General features: G+C 70.8%; 15 protein-coding genes and 1 riboswitch. Of the genes, 8 read left to right on the top strand and 7 right to left on the bottom strand.

Going from position 1 to position 16624, the window contains the following annotated elements:
• The first annotated feature begins 54 nt into the window (after positions 1-54).
• Positions 55-1335, top strand: a complete 1281-nt coding sequence (locus NOO62_RS18205; protein WP_268771945.1) for an esterase/lipase family protein — start codon at positions 55-57, stop codon at positions 1333-1335.
• 95 nt (positions 1336-1430) lie between these two features.
• Here NOO62_RS18205 and groL read toward each other — a convergent pair whose 3' ends face one another.
• The 4 genes from groL to thrC form a co-directional block, all read right to left on the bottom strand.
• The gene (gene groL / locus NOO62_RS18210) at positions 1431-3056 is read right to left on the bottom strand and encodes a chaperonin GroEL (RefSeq protein WP_268771946.1); all 1626 of its coding nucleotides are present in this window, start codon (positions 3054-3056) and stop codon (positions 1431-1433) included.
• A 331-nt stretch (positions 3057-3387) separates the two neighbouring features.
• On the bottom strand, positions 3388-3591 hold the full coding sequence (locus tag NOO62_RS18215; protein WP_005315736.1) for a cold-shock protein: 204 nt from the start codon (positions 3589-3591) through the stop codon (positions 3388-3390).
• Between the two features lie 418 nt (positions 3592-4009).
• Positions 4010-4285 (bottom strand): ubiquitin-like small modifier protein 1, encoded by a 276-nt coding sequence (locus NOO62_RS18220; protein ID WP_268771949.1) that lies wholly within the window; start codon positions 4283-4285, stop codon positions 4010-4012.
• A gap of 102 nt (positions 4286-4387) precedes the next feature.
• Positions 4388-5716, bottom strand: a complete 1329-nt coding sequence (gene thrC, locus NOO62_RS18225) for a threonine synthase (RefSeq protein ID WP_268771950.1) — start codon at positions 5714-5716, stop codon at positions 4388-4390.
• Positions 5710-5857: riboswitch (SAM riboswitch) on the bottom strand. Its footprint overlaps the gene before it by 7 nt.
• A gap of 156 nt (positions 5858-6013) precedes the next feature.
• Here thrC and NOO62_RS18230 point away from each other — a divergent pair.
• The 3 genes from NOO62_RS18230 (at position 6014) to NOO62_RS18240 (ending at position 8890) form a co-directional block, all read left to right on the top strand.
• Complete coding sequence (locus tag NOO62_RS18230) at positions 6014-6958, top strand: glucosyl-3-phosphoglycerate synthase (RefSeq protein ID WP_268771951.1); 945 nt, start codon at positions 6014-6016, stop codon at positions 6956-6958.
• A gap of 86 nt (positions 6959-7044) precedes the next feature.
• A complete protein-coding gene (locus tag NOO62_RS18235; protein WP_268771952.1) occupies positions 7045-7344 on the top strand; it encodes a hypothetical protein in 300 nt (99 codons plus the stop codon).
• 139 nt (positions 7345-7483) lie between these two features.
• Positions 7484-8890, top strand: coding sequence for an alpha,alpha-trehalose-phosphate synthase (UDP-forming) (locus NOO62_RS18240; RefSeq protein WP_268771953.1), 1407 nt, complete (start codon positions 7484-7486; stop codon positions 8888-8890).
• 176 nt (positions 8891-9066) lie between these two features.
• Here the strand turns inward: NOO62_RS18240 and otsB are convergent, their stop codons facing one another.
• From otsB to NOO62_RS18255, 3 genes are read right to left on the bottom strand one after another with little or no spacing between them, the layout of a single operon-like run.
• Complete coding sequence (gene otsB / locus NOO62_RS18245) at positions 9067-9921, bottom strand: trehalose-phosphatase (protein ID WP_268771954.1); 855 nt, start codon at positions 9919-9921, stop codon at positions 9067-9069.
• Between the two features lie 19 nt (positions 9922-9940).
• Complete coding sequence (locus NOO62_RS18250; protein WP_268771955.1) at positions 9941-10228, bottom strand: DUF3263 domain-containing protein; 288 nt, start codon at positions 10226-10228, stop codon at positions 9941-9943.
• A gap of 9 nt (positions 10229-10237) precedes the next feature.
• Positions 10238-11455, bottom strand: a complete 1218-nt coding sequence (locus NOO62_RS18255) for an ABC transporter substrate-binding protein (RefSeq protein ID WP_268775679.1) — start codon at positions 11453-11455, stop codon at positions 10238-10240.
• Positions 11456-11755: 300 nt separating this feature from the next.
• Between NOO62_RS18255 and NOO62_RS18260 the strand changes: the two genes are divergently transcribed.
• The 4 genes from NOO62_RS18260 (at position 11756) to NOO62_RS18275 (ending at position 16591) form a co-directional block, all read left to right on the top strand.
• Positions 11756-12664 carry an SIS domain-containing protein gene (locus tag NOO62_RS18260; protein ID WP_268771957.1) on the top strand — a complete coding sequence of 303 codons (909 nt, stop codon included), beginning with the start codon at positions 11756-11758 and terminating at the stop codon, positions 12662-12664.
• Positions 12665-13311: 647 nt separating this feature from the next.
• Positions 13312-14292, top strand: a complete 981-nt coding sequence (locus NOO62_RS18265; RefSeq protein WP_268771958.1) for an ROK family protein — start codon at positions 13312-13314, stop codon at positions 14290-14292.
• A complete protein-coding gene (gene nagA / locus NOO62_RS18270) occupies positions 14292-15485 on the top strand; it encodes an N-acetylglucosamine-6-phosphate deacetylase (RefSeq protein WP_268771959.1) in 1194 nt (397 codons plus the stop codon). Before NOO62_RS18265 ends, nagA begins: the two co-directional genes overlap by 1 nt.
• Positions 15486-15655: 170 nt before the next feature.
• Positions 15656-16591 carry a 1-phosphofructokinase family hexose kinase gene (locus tag NOO62_RS18275; protein WP_268771960.1) on the top strand — a complete coding sequence of 312 codons (936 nt, stop codon included), beginning with the start codon at positions 15656-15658 and terminating at the stop codon, positions 16589-16591.
• Positions 16592-16624: the final 33 nt, after the last annotated feature.

A 16624-nucleotide genomic window follows, 5' to 3' on the forward strand; every position in this document is an offset into this window, starting at 1 on the left:
TCGAAGCGGCACGACCGGACACGACATGACCGGACACGACCGGAGGGGACCCTCATGACCGACTCCAACGAGCCCACTCAGCCCGACCTGGAGCAACTGGACGAGCGCGAGGTCGCCGAGGCGATCGGTGCCGCCGCCCGCATCACCCTGGCCCCCGGCCCGAAGGAGGCACGGGAGGCCCCCGCCGAGGCGCCGACGCCCGACGACGAGTGGGCGCTGCCCGGCGGCACCGCCTGGGTGTACCTCGCCGACAAGGAGAAGGGCCTGACCCGCCCGGTGATCCTCGGCGACGGCTTCAACAGCGGGCCGAGCGAGCTGGACTTCTCCTGGGAGATCCTGGAGCGCGGCCCGTACCCGTTCCTGACCGAACTCCGCAACCGCGGCCGCGACGTCATCCTGCTCGGGTTCGACGAGCGCAGTGCGTCGATACTCGAGAACGCCGAGGTCGTACGGGCCGCGATCCTGGAGGCCATCGCGCGCCGCACGGGCGACCACCCGCTGACCGTCGGCGGGTTCAGCATGGGCGGCCTCGTCACGCGGTACGCGCTGGCCAAGATGGAGCACGAGGGCGGGCAGGCGAACGACCACCAGACCGCGCTGTACTTCTCGTACGACAGCCCGCACCGCGGCGCGTGGATCCCGATCGCGCTGCAGGCGTTCGCGCACTACATCCGCAGCCTCAACGCCGCGTTCTCCAACCAGATGAACAGCCCGGCCGCGCGGCAGCTGCTGTGGCAGCACATCAGCGAGTGGGGTGACGACCCGGAGACCGACAAGGAGCGCGGCACGTTCCTCGCGGAGCTGGAGCGGGTGGGCGGGTGGCCTTCGCGGCCCAAGAAGATCGGTGTGGCGAACGGGGTGCGTATCGGAGAGAGCAACGGGATACGGCCCGGTGAGCAGGCGTTCCACGGGAAGGGGCTGGCGATCACCGGTACGCGGCTCTACACGCAGCCCGCGGGGGAGGACGAACTCGTCGCGCAGCTGCGGGTGGTGACGTTGCGGCGGCCGCACGTCAATACGTCGGGGCTGCCCGAGATCGACGGCGCGCCGGGCGGCACCCTGGAAGGCTTCGGCATCCTCGCCGACGAGCTGAACAAGATCCCGGCCCTGATCGGCCTCCGCTCCCATGCGGACATCCGCGAACACTGCTTCGTGCCGACGGTCAGCGCGATCGCCCTGCGCGACATCGACACGCACGAGAAGCTGTACGAGCCGGTGACGGCCGCGGCGGAGAAGGAGAGCGAGCTGGACGAGTTCCTCTGCGCCTCCCGGAACGAGCCGCACACCCTGGTCACCGAGGAACTCTGCACCTGGATCCTGGACCGCCTGCCGTAGCCGGTCCCACCCACGAGAAACGCCCGAGGGCGGCACCCCTTCGTGAGAAGGAGTGCCGCCCTCGGTACGTCAGGACGTGATCAACCAGAGGTCGATCAGAAGTCCATGTCACCGCCCGGCATGCCGCCGCCGGCCGGGGCAGCGCCCGCCTTCTCCGGCTTGTCGGCGATGACGGCCTCGGTGGTGAGGAACAGCGCGGCGATGGACGCGGCGTTCTGCAGGGCAGAGCGCGTGACCTTCGCCGGGTCGAGGATGCCCTCGGCGATCATGTCCACGTACTCACCGGTCGCGGCGTTGAGGCCGTGGCCGACGGTGAGGTTGCGGACCTTCTCCACGACGACGCCACCCTCGAGACCACCGTTGACGGCGATCTGCTTGAGCGGGGCCTCCAGGGCGAGCTTCACGGCGTTGGCGCCGGTCGCCTCGTCACCCTCGAGCTCCAGCTTCTCGAAGACCGCGGTGGCCTGGAGGAGAGCGACGCCACCACCGGCGACGATGCCCTCTTCGACGGCCGCCTTGGCGTTGCGCACGGCGTCCTCGATGCGGTGCTTGCGCTCCTTGAGCTCGACCTCGGTCGCGGCACCGGCCTTGATGACGGCCACGCCGCCCGCGAGCTTCGCCAGGCGCTCCTGGAGCTTCTCGCGGTCGTAGTCCGAGTCGCTGTTCTCGATCTCGGCGCGGATCTGGTTGACGCGGCCCTGGACCTGGTCGCTGTCACCGGCACCGTCGACGATCGTCGTCTCGTCCTTGGTGATGACGACCTTGCGGGCGCGGCCGAGCAGGTCGAGACCGGCGTTCTCCAGCTTGAGGCCGACCTCCTCGGAGATGACCGTGCCACCGGTGAGGATGGCGATGTCGCCGAGCATGGCCTTGCGGCGGTCACCGAAGCCCGGGGCCTTGACGGCGACGGACTTGAAGGTGCCACGGATCTTGTTGACGACCAGGGTCGACAGGGCCTCGCCCTCGACGTCCTCGGCGATGATCAGCAGCGGCTTGCCGGACTGCATGACCTTCTCGAGGAGCGGAAGGAGGTCCTTCACGTTCGAGATCTTCGAGTTGACGATCAGGATGTACGGGTCGTCGAGCGACGCCTCCATACGCTCCATGTCGGTGGCGAAGTACGCCGAGATGTAGCCCTTGTCGAAGCGCATACCCTCGGTGAGCTCGAGCTCCAGACCGAAGGTCTGGGACTCCTCGACGGTGATGACGCCTTCCTTGCCGACCTTGTCCATCGCCTCGGCGATGAGCTCGCCGATCTGCGTGTCGGCGGCGGAGATGGAGGCCGTGGAAGCGATCTGCTCCTTGGTCTCGACATCCTTGGCCTGCTCGAGCAGGGCGCCGGAGACGGCCTCGACGGCCTTCTCGATGCCGCGCTTCAGGGCCATCGGGTTGGCACCGGCGGCCACGTTGCGCAGACCCTCGCGCACCAGGGCCTGGGCCAGGACGGTCGCGGTCGTCGTGCCGTCACCGGCGACGTCGTCCGTCTTCTTCGCGACCTCCTTGACCAGCTCGGCGCCGATCTTCTCGTACGGGTCCTCGAGCTCGATCTCCTTGGCGATGGAAACACCATCGTTGGTGATCGTGGGGGCGCCCCACTTCTTCTCGAGGACGACGTTGCGACCCTTGGGGCCCAGGGTCACCTTGACGGCGTCGGCGAGCTGGTTCATGCCGCGCTCGAGGCCGCGCCGTGCCTCCTCGTCGAACGCGATGATCTTGGCCATGTGAAGTGGTCCTCCCGGACGGGGTGGAAAAGCAAACGGACCGTGCTGGTGCCCGCGACGGACGGCCTGCAGCCCTTGTGGTTCCTTGCCCCACCCGGCCTGCGGGCCTCACCGACCCGATCCAAGTTCTGTCACTCTCACTGGGAGAGTGCTAAGCCCAATGATTAGCACTCGACCCCTGCGAGTGCAAGCGCCTCTCACGGATCCCGGGGGGATCCGAGGGAGAGGTCCGGAAGCATCCCGGGGCCGGTCCGGCACACACGAGGGGCCCGTACCCCTGTTGGGATACGAGCCCCTCGCGATGCTTGCTTCGGTGGTCGGTCGCGCCGAGCTAGACGGCGAGTTTGACCATGTCCGCCTGCGGACCCTTCTGGCCCTGCGAGATCTCGAACTCGACTCGCTGACCTTCTTCAAGGGTGCGGTAACCGTCCATCTGGATCGCGCTGTAGTGGACGAAAACATCCGCACCACCGTCGACCGCGATGAAGCCGTACCCCTTCTCCGCGTTGAACCACTTGACGGTGCCCTGAGCCATGCCTAACTCCCCTATTACTGGCCCTTGCACAGGACCGCACTTCGCGGACCCGGGTCAGACCTCACCCCCCACTGGTAGGGGTGTGCGCCGGAACGCGTCGACCGCCGCTGAATGTATCTGTCCAACTGCCGTCTGCAACAGGTCAATCGGACGAGAATTCTGGGCACGCCCGATCGGTAATTTACGGAGATTCCGTCCGAATTCAGGGCAAGTCGGGCCAGGCAAAAGCCGCAAAAGGTTCAAATGGGCAGCGCTCTTTGGCTACTTCTTGTCGGACAGAGGCCGACTTCGTATATGCGCTCGGCACGGGCGGCGGGGCGCGCTTCCCAACTGTACCGCGCTCAACCATGCAGAATTGCCCCCTCCGTTTCTCTCGCGGAGGGGGCAATTCAGATAACGCAGAGTGGTTGCGAAAAGATCAGCCGCCGGCGACGGCGGGAATGATCGAGACGCCCGCGCCGTCCGGAGTGGCCGTCTCAAGACCCTGCTCGAACCGGACGTCGTCGTCGTTCACGTACACGTTGACGAAGCGGCGCAGCTTGCCCTGGTCGTCCAGGACGCGGGCGGCGATGCCGTTGTGGTTCTTCTCCAGGTCGGCGATGACCTCCCCGAGGTTCGCCCCCTCGGCGACGACCTCGGCCTTGCCGCCGGTGTAGGTACGGAGAATGGTGGGGATACGGACGTTGACGCTCATACGGTTCACCTCGGTATGTCAGGGGGCGGTCAGGTGGCGCCCCGTCAGGGGCGCGGGGAACTGCGCGACCAGCCACAGCCGTCCCGCAGGGAAGCAACAACCTCAGCCGGCAAGACCCGCGGAGCGAAACGCCTCAAGGCTCGGCTTGATCGTCGCCGTCGCCTGAGAGGTCTCGGCAACGGCGTCGAGGGTTTTCAGGCCGTCCCCGGTGTTCAGGACGACCGTGGTGAGGGCCGGGTCAAGGAGCCCCGCCTCAAAAAGCTTCTTCGTGACGCCCACCGTCACACCGCCCGCCGTCTCCGCGAAGATCCCTTCCGTGCGGGCAAGGATCTTGATCGCCTCGACGACCTGCTCGTCGTTCACGTCCTCCACCGCACCCCCCGTACGCCGCGCGATGTCCAGCACGTACGGCCCGTCGGCCGGGTTGCCGATCGCGAGGGACTTGGCGATCGTGTTCGGCTTCTGCGGGCGGACCACGTCGTGGCCCGCCTTGAACGCCGCCGACACCGGCGAGCAGCCCTCCGCCTGCGCGCCGAAGATCTTGTAGGGCTTGTCCTCGACCAGGCCGAGGGCGATGAGCTCCTTGAGCCCCTTGTCGATCTTCGTGAGCTGCGAGCCGGACGCGATCGGGATGACCAGCTGGTCGGGCAGCTCCCAGCCGAGCTGCTCGCAGATCTCGTACGCGAGGGTCTTGGAGCCCTCGCCGTAGTACGGCCGCAGGTTGACGTTGACGAAGCCCCAGCCCTCGCCCAGCGGGTCGCCGATGAGCTCGGAGCAGAAGCGGTTCACGTCGTCGTAGTTACCCTCGATGCCGACGAGCTCGCCGCCGTAGACCGCGGCCATGACGACCTTGCCCTGCTCCAGGTCGTGCGGGATGAACACGCAGGACCGGAAGCCGGCGCGGGCCGCCGCGGCGCCCACCGCGCCCGCGAGGTTGCCCGTGGAGGAGCAGGACAGCGTGGTGAAGCCGAAGGCGCGCGCCGCTTCGAGCGCCTGCGCGACGACGCGGTCCTTGAAGGAGTGCGTGGGGTTGCCGGAGTCGTCCTTGACGAACAACTTGCCCTGTTGGACGCCGAGTTCCCTGGCGAGGTTGTCGGCCTTGACGAGCTTGGTCCAGCCGGGGTTCAGGTTCGGCTTGTCGGCCACGTCGGCGGGGACCGGCAGGAGGGGGGCGTAGCGCCAGATGTTGGCGGGGCCCGCCTCGATCTGCTTGCGCAGGGCTTCCGGGTCACCGAGCGGCAGGTCGTACGCGACTTCGAGGGGGCCGAAACACTCGACGCAGGCGAAGATCGGGCCGAGCGGGAACTTGGTGCCGCACTCACGGCAGGAGAGGCCGGACGCGGGCCCGAGGTCTACGGAAGAGACGGAAGAGGTGGTGCTTTCGGTGGCGACAGTCTGCACAGCCATGGAGGCGAGGCCCTTTCTCCTCATCTTCCTCGCGACGCATCTCGCCGCGAGACGGAATTGGCACCTTCGCTAGCCGGGAGCCTCGCTGCGCTTGACTGCGCGAGACCGACTGGGTGGTTGCCGGGGCTTCAACGGGCCGTATCCCTCTGCCCCTCTGGATGAGCGGTATTCGATTATGGGTTTCGATTGTTGTGCGTGAACGCGGTGGTGACCCCGACATGCGATGGCCACCGGCGTTGTTCAAGACTGTAACCGAAGCCCCGGACCCTTGAGATAGTCGTCCGAACAGCGAGATGGATCACATATGGGAGGACCACGACCGTGCTGGAAGAGGTCGAGCACTGGCTGAGCAGGCGTTCCTGGTCCGTCGCCGACCGCCCCCGGGACCGCCTCGCCGCCGCCAAACGGGCGGGCGGCGCGTCGGTGAGCGTCGTGCTGCCCGCGCTCGACGAGGAGAGGACGGTCGGCGAGATCGTCGCCGAGATCCGCCGCGAGCTGATGGAGAAGGTTCCGCTGGTCGACGAGCTGCTCGTCGTCGACTCCGGCTCCACGGACCGTACGGCGGAGGTCGCCGCCGCCGCGGGCGCCAAGGTCGTCCACCGCGACGCGATCCTGCCGCGGCTGCCCGCCGTCGCGGGCAAGGGCGAGGTGCTGTGGCGGTCGCTGCTCGCGACGAGCGGCGACATCGTGGCGTTCGTCGACGCGGACCTGAAGGAGTTCTCCGCCGACTTCGTCTCCGGGATAGTCGGCCCGCTGCTCACCGACCCGGACGTGGCGTTCGTGAAGGCGATGTACGACCGCCCGCTCGCGGGGGCGGACGGGCAGGGCGGCCGGGTGACGGAGCTGATGGCGCGGCCGCTCCTGAACATGCACTGGCCGCGGCTCGCCGGGTTCGTGCAGCCGCTGGGCGGCGAGTACGCGGCGCGCAGGTCGCTCCTGGAGCGGCTGCCGTTCCCCGTCGGGTACGGCGTGGAGCTGGGCCTGCTCGTCGACGCGCTGCACACCGTGGGCCTGGACGCGCTGGCGCAGGTCGACGTGGGGGTGCGCAGGCACCGGCACCAGGACGGGCAGGCGCTCGGGCGGATGGCGGCGGCGATATACCGGACGGCGCAGGTGCGGCTCGCGCGCGGTCATCTCGTACGCCCTGAGCTGACGCAGTTCGTCCGGGGAGTGCACGGGTTCGAGCCGAGGACACACGCGGTGGACACGGAGGAGCGGCCGCCGATGGCCGATATCTCCGAGTACGCGCATCGTCGCGTGGCGTAACCGACGGATGTCATGCGCTTTGCCTACATTGTTCTTTTATGTGGGTCAGATGTACGTCGGTCAGATGTGCGTGGGCAAGAGATGCCATGCGAGTCATGCGGCGGGTGGGCGGACTGGCGCTCGCCACGGCCAGTGTCGCCCTCGCCGTCGCCGCCGGGGTCCCGACCGCGACCGCGGCGCCCGCCGCCGCCGCGGTCTTCCAGCCGTTCGCCGAGCCCTCCGCCGACGCACCCGCCCAGGAGCAGCACCGCCAAGAGCGGCACGGCGCGGGCGGTGAGCTCGCCGACACGGGCAGTTCCCGGGCCCTGCTCTTCAGCGGGACCGCGACCGCGCTCTGCGGGCTCGGCGTGCTGGTGATCGTCGCGGCACGCAAGCGCCGCGACTGACCCCACCCGGCCCAGCGGCACACGACGGCACGTCCTGGCACACGGCGGCACACCGCCGCACCCCGCCGCCGGATCCCCTTCCCGGAGAGTCCGGCCGCCGTACGTTTGAGGGTTTACAGGACGGGCTACGTTTTGCCACATGGTCTCCGAGTCCGCACCGTCAGCAGCGCAGGTCCTCGTCGCGTCCAACCGCGGCCCCGTCTCGTACACCGTCGGAGAGGACGGTGAGCTGACCACGAAGCGCGGCGGCGGCGGGCTCGTCTCAGGACTCAGCGCGATCGGCGACCAGGCGGACGCGCTGTGGGTGTGCGCGGCGCTCGGCGAGGGCGACCGCGAGGCCGTGCGGCGCGGAGTCGGGGAACCCGGCGTACGGATGCTGGACATCGACGCGCGCGTCCACGCCGACGCGTACAACGGCATCGCGAACTCCGTGCTGTGGTTCGTCCACCACATGCTGTACCAGACGCCCCTGGAACCGGCCTTCGGACCGGAGTTCCGGGCGCAGTGGGCGGCGTACGAGACGTACAACCGGGCGTTCGCCGAGGCGCTGGCCCGCGAGGCGGCGCCGGGGGCGGCAGTCCTGGTGCAGGACTACCACCTGGCGCTGGTGCCCGGCATGCTGCGCGAACTCCGCGAGGACCTGCGCATCGGCCACTTCTCGCACACCCCGTGGGCGCCCGCCGACTACTTCCGGATGCTCCCCGACGACGTGGCCGAACAGCTGCTGCGCGGGATGCTCGGCGCGGACCGGCTCGGCTTCCTCACCGGGCGGTGGGCCGACGCGTTCACCGAGTGCTGCGTGCGGGTCGTCGGCGGCACGTCGGGCACCCGGATCGGGGTGCACGGGCTCGGTGCCGACGCGGACTTCCTGCGGGAGCGGTCGCGGTGGGACGACGTCGAGGAGCGGATGCGGACGCTGCGGGAGCAGGCGGGCGAGCAGGACGGGGAGCCGCGCAAGCGGATCGTGCGGGTGGATCGCACCGAGCTGTCCAAGAACATCGTGCGCGGCCTGCTGGCCTACCGGGAACTCCTCGAGACCCGCCCCGAGTGGCGCGAACGCGTCGTGCACGTCGCCTTCGCCTACCCGTCCCGGCAGGACCTCGCCGTCTACCGCGACTACACGGAGGAGGTCTCCCGGGTCGCCACGGAGATCAACTCCCAGTACGGGACGGACGGCTGGACCCCCGTCGTCCTGCACGTCAAGGACGACTTCGCGCGCTCACTCGCCGCCTACCGCATGGCGGACGTGGCCCTGGTCAACCCCATCCGCGACGGCATGAACCTCGTCGCCAAGGAGGTCCCCGTCGTCTCCGACGACGGCTGCGCGCTGGTCCTCTCGCGGGAGGCGGGCGCCCACGAGGAGCTCGGCGAGGACGCGCTCTCCGTGAACCCGTACGACGTGACGGCCACGGCCGACGCGCTGCACACGGCGCTGCTCATGCCGTGGGACGAGCGCGCCGAACGCACGAAGCGCCTCGCGGCGGCGGCGACCGCGCTGCCGCCCGCGCAGTGGTTCCTGGACCAGCTGCGGGCGCTCACGGGCTGACCGCGGACAGTCCCCACCGGCAGCCGTCCCGGTCCCGGCCCCGGCCCCGCGCAGTCCAAGCACCCCTTCCGTTTGTCCATGGGCCCGGCGCGGGGCCCCTCACTACGGTCAACGGCATGACTCGGAGTCACTGGAGCGCCGGTCACCGGAGGGCCGGTCACCGGAGCGCCCGGGGGTCACTGAAGTTGCGCGCCGATCCACGACAGCAGCCGCACCACGCCCGCGGGTCCGTCCACCACCAGGTCCGCCCGGCCCGCCAGCTCCGCGACCTCCGAGCTGCCGCTGCACACGAGCAGCCCCGCCACACCCTCCGAGCGGAGCTTCTCCACGGCGCCGAAGGCCGGCAGGTCGCCGAGGTCGTCGCCCGCGTACAGGACGGACTCGGCACCGACCTCCCGCAGGTACTCGGCGAGGGCCACGCCCTTGTCCATGCCGGGCGGGCGCAGCTCCAGGACGAGGCGGCCCGGCTCGACGATCAGGCCGTGCCGGTCCGCCAGCTCGGCGAGCGGCTCCCGCAGCGCGTCGAAGGCCGCCTGAGGGTCCTCCGCGCGGCGCGTGTGCACCGCGACGGCCCGCCCCTTCTCCTCTATCCACGTGCCACGCCAGGCGCCGATCGCGTCCAGGAACCCGGGGAGCTCGGCGCGCACGGCCGCGACCCCGGGGTGCGGCTCGGCGGCGCGCACCGTGCCGGTGACGGCGTCCCAGCGCTCGGCGCCGTAGTGCCCCAGGACGGCGAGGTGCTCCAGGCCCGGCACGCCCGCGAACCCGCCGTAACGCACGGCGACGCCCGCCGGGCGGCCCGTGACCACGGCCGCCGACCGCAGGCGCGGGGCGAGCGCGGCGAGCACGGTCGCCGCGTCCGGGTGGGCGCGCGCCTGCTCCGGATCGGCGACGATCGGCGCGAGCGTGCCGTCGAAGTCCAGCGCCACGACCGCGCGCTCGGGCCGGGCGAGGAGCGCGGCGAGGCCGTCGCGCCCGGCGGGCGTCACGGGCTCGGGCAGGTCCGACTGTGAGTACGTAGGGTCACCCATGGGCCCGACCTTAGCCGCGTCAGCGCTCGTCGCGCCGGGACTCCCGCACCCGGCGCAGCCGATTGACCGTAATCGGGTCGTGCGCGAGCGCGCGGGTGTCGTCGAGAAGGGCGTTCAGGATTTGGTAGTAGCGCACCGGCACCATCCCGAGTTCCTCGCGGATGGCACGTTCCTTGGCTCCGGGACCGGGCCACGACCGCCGTTCGAGGGCGAGCACGGCACGGTCGCGGCCGGAGAGGTCGGAGAGCCCGGAGAGATCGGAGTGTCCATCCGAGGCGTCCGGCTCATCCGGGTCGTGAACGGTCATGCCAGCACGCTACTCGGCGTTCTCCTCGGTCATCGCCCGGCTCTGGATCCGGCCCAGCACCGACTTCGGGTCGCCGCCGTCGCCGACCGTCTTGCCGATGTCCTTCTTGATGTCGGCGGAGACCTGCGCCCACGACGTCTTGCCCACCGGGTACAGCTCGGAGGTCGGGAGCTCGTCGAGGAACTTGCCGAGCTCCGTGTGACCGCGGTCCTTGGCCATCGCCTCGGACGCGGAGGTCGTCACCGGCAGGATGTCGTACTCGTTCGAGAAGTCGAGGACGTTCTTCTTGCTGTACGCGTAGTCCAGGAACTTGCCGGCCTCCTTGCGGTGACCGTTCTGCTTGAACGCCATCATCCAGTCGGCGACACCCATCGTGGCCTGCGCCTTGCCGTTGACGCCGGGCGCCGGCACCATGCCGAACTTCACGCCCTTCTTGGCGGCCATCTTCATCAGCGTCGGGTGGCCGTTGAGCATGCCGACCTCGCCGCGCGAGAACGCCGCGAACGCCTCCGCGCGGTTCATCTCCGCGGGCGCCGTCGGGCCGGTCAGGCCCTTGCCGACGAGCTCGTCCCGCAGCCAGGCGAACGTCTTGGCGTTCTGCGGGGAGTCGATGGCGTACGAGCCGACGTTGTCGGTGTAACCGCCGCCGCCGCTGAGCATCCACATCAGCGTCTCGGCGGGCGCCTCCTCGGGGCCGAGCGGCAGCGCGTACGGGATCTTCACGCCGCGCGCCTTCAGCGCCTTCGCGTCGGCCTGCAGCTCGCTCCAGCTCTGCGGCGGCGTGAGGTTCGCGTCCTTGAAGAGCTTGGTGTTGTAGAAGAGCAGGCGGGTGGAGGAGGCGAACGGCATGCCGTACTGGATGCGGTTCACTTCACCGGCGCGCGAGAGCGGCGCGAGGAAGTCGGCCTGCGTGGCGATGGAGAGGAGCTCGTCGGCCTCGTAGAGCTTGCCCTGCGCGGCGTAGTCGGCGTACGCGCCGATCTGCGCCAGGTCCGGGGCGTCGCCCTTCTTGACCATCTCCTTGACCTCGCGGTCCACGTCGTTCCAGGAGTGCACGGTGACGTCGACCTTGATGCCGGGGTTCTCTTCCTCGAACCCCTTGACGACCTTGTCCCAGTACTTCTTGGAGCTGTTCGCCGCGGAGTCGCCGTAGTCGGCGGCCACCAGCTTGAGGGTGACGTCGCCGGAGTCGCCGGGACCGCCGCAGCCGGCGAGTACGCCCGCCATGCCAAGTGCGGCCACCGCCGCGGTCAGTCCTGTCACGCGCCGCTGCACAGCTGTCCCACCCTCATTGCTTTGCTTCTACGTTCCGCACCTTGCCGAACTGCGATTTTCTCCCGAGTCCGGACACAAGGTCTACACCACCCGAGTCTCACTTGTGCAACGGCGTCCCACCGGCCCCGAGCGTTGCAGGCCGCGCCCGGCGACTGCTATGCACATGAGGCCGCTGTCAACATCCCGGCACAGCACAACGTTCGTTCATGCACGGCACATGGAACATCCCGCACTGACGAGGAGCCTTGGCGCATGTCGCGTACCGCAGAAGAAATAGCCACTCAGCCCGCCTGCTGGCGCCGGGCGGTGGAAGCGGCCGCCGCCTTCGACGATCTGCCGAGGCCCGGTGAGCGGGTCGCCGTCACCGGCTGCGGGACGTCCTGGTTCATGGCCATCGCCTACGCGACGCTGCGCGAGGCGGCGGGCCTGGGCGAGACGGACGCGTTCGCCTCCTCGGAGTTCCCCGCGGACCGTACGTACGACCGCGTCGTGGCGATCACCCGCTCCGGCACGACGACGGAGGTCCTCGACCTCCTGAACCGCCTCAAGGGCACGGTCCCGACCCTCGCGCTCACCGCCGACCCGAAGACGCCCGTCATGGACGCGGCGGACTCGGTGGCGGTCCTGGACTGGGCGGACGAGGAATCGGTCGTCCAGACCCGCTTCGCCACGACGGCCTTCGCCTTCCTGCGCGCCGGCCTCGGTCACATCCCCGGCCTGAAGACGGTGCGGGACGCGGCGGTGGACGCGGAACTCGCGGTGACGGAGCCGCTGCCGACGACGGTCGTCGGAGCGGAACAGTGGACGTTCCTCGGCCGCGGCTGGACGTACGGTCTCGCGCTCGAAGCCGCCCTGAAGATGCGGGAGGCCGCGGGCGCCTGGACGGAGTCCTACCCGGCGATGGAGTACCGCCACGGCCCCATCTCCATCACCGGCCCCGGCCGGGTGACCTGGATGTTCGGCATGCTGCCCGACGGCCTGGCGGAGGACGTGGCCCGCGTCGGCGGCGAACTGGTAGCCCGCCAGGAGGTCGACCCCCTGGCCGACCTCATCCGCGCACAACGCCTTGCGGTGGCCCTGGCCGAGTCCCGAGGCTACGACCCGGACCACCCGCGCAACCTCACTCGCAGCGTGATCCTGGCGGGGCGCCCAAACCAGTAACCACACCTGACCCCGCCCCGGGAGGGGACCCTGCCCCCGCCGCTCGCGGCGAAAGCCCCCACCGGAACCCACCCGCTTCGCTGGACGCAGCGGGGCCGAACCAGTAGCCGCCCCTACCCCACCCGCCGCTCGCGGCGGAAGCCCTCACCGGAACCCACCCGCCCCGCTGGACGCAACGCCCTGGCCCGCCGCTCCGCGGCGGATCACTCCCACCCACCCACCCGTTCACCCCGCACCGACCCACCCCGTAGGAACCCGCCGCGGAGCGGCGGAGTCTTACCGGCGGCGACAGGTGCAGGGCAACGGGCGGGCGGGTGGGAGAACCGCCGCGGAGCGGCGGGGCTTTACCGGGGGCGACAGGTGCAGGGCAACGGGTGGGCGGGTGGGGAGACCGGCGCGGAGCGGCGGGGTGGTTCCGGCGCGGAGCGGCGGGGTGGTTCCGGCGCGGAGCGGCGGGGCTTTACCGGGGGCGACAGGTGCGGGGCAACGGGCGGGCGGGTGGGAAGACCGCCGCGGAGCGGCGGGGTATCTCCGCCCCCACGACACCGCAGCGAAACAGGGACACGCCCCCCAAAAAGCCCCCCGCCCCAACACGCCCCCCAGAAGTGGACTAGACCTCTCACGGGGTGACGCGCGAGACTGTCCCCGTGAGACACGTCATCGCCCTCGATGTGGGCGGCACCGGAATGAAGGCCGCCCTGGTAGGGGCGGACGGCACCCTGCTGCACGAGGCCCGCCGCCCCACAGGCCGCTCCCGCGGCGCCGACGCAGTCGTGGAGACGATCCTCGACTTCGCCGCGGACCTCCGCGCCCACGGCATCGCCCACTACGGCGAACCCGCCGCGGCGGCAGGAGTGGCCGTCCCCGGCATCGTCGACGCCGAGCGCGGCCTCGCCGTGTACGCGGCCAACCTCGGCTGGAGCAACGTCCCCCTCCGGGACCTCCTCAGCACCCGCCTGGAAGGCGTCCCCGTGGCCCTGGGCCACGACGTCCGCACGGGCGGCCTCGCCGAGGGCCGCATCGGCGCGGGCAAGGGCGCCGACCGCTTCCTGTTCGTCCCCCTGGGTACCGGCATCGCGGGCGCCATCGGCATCGGCGGCGCCATCGAACCCGGCGCGCACGGTTCGGCCGGCGAGATCGGCCACATCGTCGTACGCCCCGGCGGCCCGCCCTGCGGCTGCGGCCAGCGCGGCTGCCTGGAGCGCCTCGCCTCCGCGTCCGCGGTCAGCAAGGCGTGGGCCGAGGCGAGCGGCGACCCGGAGGCGGACGCCGCGGACTGCGCGAAGGCCGTGGAGTCCGGTGACCCGAGGGCCGAGGAGGTCTGGCGGAACGCCGTCGACGCGCTCGCCGACGGCCTGCTCACCGCCCTCACTCTGCTGGACCCGCACACCCTGATCATCGGTGGCGGCCTCGCCGAGGCGGGGGAAACGTTGTTCACGCCGCTGCGGGCGGCCGTCGCGGCGCGCGTCGTCGAGTTCCAGACGCTGCCGGAGATCGTCCCCGCGGCCCTCGGCGACACGGCGGGGTGCCTGGGCGCGGGCCTGCTGGCCTGGGACCTGGTCAACCAAGAACCCTCGAAGAGCACGGCCACCGACACCAACACCCACCCCACGGAGGTACCCACCTGATGGCCACTAGCAAGGTTCTCGCCGGTGCACAGGTGGTACTGCCCACCGGGACCCTCACCAACGGCCGAGTGATCGTCGAAGGAAGCCGCATCAGCGGGAGCGCTCCCGCGGACACGGAGACGGACACGGAGACGGACACACAGACGGCCACACAGACGGACACACGGACGGAGAGGCTCGACCTCACCGGCCACTGGCTGGTCCCCGGCTTCGTGGACATCCACAACCACGGCGGCGGCGGCGCCTCCTTCACCTCGGGCACCGTCGAGGACGTCCTCAAGGGCATCCACACGCACCGCCTGCACGGCACCACCACCGTCGTCGCCTCCACGGTCACCGGCGAGATGGACTTCCTGGCCCAGCGCGCGGGCATCCTCTCCGAACTCGCCGAGCAGGGCGACCTCGCGGGCATCCACTTCGAGGGCCCGTTCATCTCCCCGTGCCGCAAGGGCGCCCACAGCGAGGGCCTGCTGCGCCACCCCGACCCCGCCGACGTCCGCAAGCTCCTCGACGCGGCCCGCGGCCAGGCCAGGATGGTCACGCTCGCCACCGAACTCCCGGGCGGCATCGACTCCGTACGCCTCCTCGCCGAGCACGGCGTCATCGCGGCGATCGGCCACACGGACGCGACGTACGAGCAGACCGTCGAGGCGATCGACGCGGGCGCCACCGTCGCCACGCACCTGTTCAACGCCATGCCGGGCCTCGGCCACCGCGCGCCGGGCCCGATCGCCGCGCTCCTGGAGGACGAGCGGATCACCGTCGAGCTCATCAACGACGGCACCCACCTCCACCCGGCCGCCTTCGAGCTGGCCTTCCACCACGCGGGCACGGACCGCGTCGCGCTGATCACCGACGCGATGGACGCGGCGGGCTTCGGCGACGGGCGCTACATGCTCGGCCCGCTGGAGGTCGAGGTGAAGGACAGCGTCGCGCGGCTCGTCGAGGGCGGCTCGATCGCGGGCTCGACCCTCACCCAGGACCGCGCGTTCAAGCGCTCGGTGACCGTCGACGGGCTGTCCGTCGAGGACACGGTCCGCGCCGTCTCCGCCAACCCGGCCAAGCTCCTCGGCCAGTACGACAAGGTGGGCTCCCTTGAGCCCGGCAAGGACGCGGACCTGGTGGTCCTGGACGCGGCCTTCGACGTCAAGGGCGTCATGCGCAAGGGCGAATGGGTGGTTGAACCCTTCTAACCCCCTGACAACCCCACCCGAACCCCACCCGAACAGAAGGCGGTTGGCCCACCCCCCTGGGCCAACCGCCTTCTGTTTGGCATGATCAGAGCCCTGCGAACGTCGCTGGGCACGTCGCTTGGCACGTCGCTGAGAACGTCGAACGAACAGGCACTTCGGGGGTGGTACGAGTGATCCTCACCGTCACACTGAACGCCGCGCTCGACATCACCTACCGCGTCCCCACTCTCACCCCGCACGCCTCGCACCGCGTCACCGAGGTGACCGAACGCCCCGGCGGCAAGGGCCTGAACGTCGCCCGCGTGCTCGCCGCCCTCGGCCACGACGTCACCGTCACCGGTTTCGCGGGCGGCGACACCGGCCGCACCCTGCGCGAACGCCTCGCCGCCGAGCCGCGCATCACGGACGCCCTCGCCCCGGTCGCGGGCAACACCCGCCGCACACTCGCCGTCGTCGACGCGGCGACCGGCGACACCACCCAGCTCAACGAGCCGGGCCCGGCCGTCACCCCCGCCGAGTGGGCCGCTTTCCTGGACTCCTACGAGGAGTTGCTGCACCGCGACGACCTGACCGCGGTCGCCCTCTGCGGCAGCCTCCCGCCGGGCGTCCCCGTCGGCGCGTACGCCCTCCTCATACGGTCCGCACGGGCCGCCCGCGTCCCCGTCCTGCTCGACACGAGCGGGGAGCCGCTGCGCCGGGGCGTCGCCGCCCGCCCCGACATCGTCAAGCCCAACGCGGACGAACTCGCCGAGCTCACCGGCTCCCACGAGCCCAACCGTGCCACCCGCGACGCCCGCCGCAGAGGCGCCCACGCCGTGGTCGCCTCACTCGGCGCCGACGGCCTCCTCGCCGTCACCGCGGACGGCGGCTGGCGCGCCCGGCCCCCGAAGCGGGTCCGCGGCAACCCGACCGGCGCGGGCGACTCGGCGGTCGCGGGCCTCCTCTCCGGCCTGGCCGAACGCCTTCCGTGGCCGGACCGCCTGGCCCGCGCCGTGGCCCTGTCGGCAGCGACGGTGGTGGCGCCGGTGGCGGGTGAGTTCGACCCCTCCACGTACAAAGATCTGCTGCCTCGTGTCGCGGTGACCGGGCAGGTCACCGCGGCCTGAACCGCCGCACCGCCTGAAGCAATCGGCCTGGAG

The sequence above is a fragment of the Streptomyces sp. Je 1-369 genome (assembly GCF_026810505.1).
Lineage (GTDB): Bacteria > Actinomycetota > Actinomycetes > Streptomycetales > Streptomycetaceae > Streptomyces.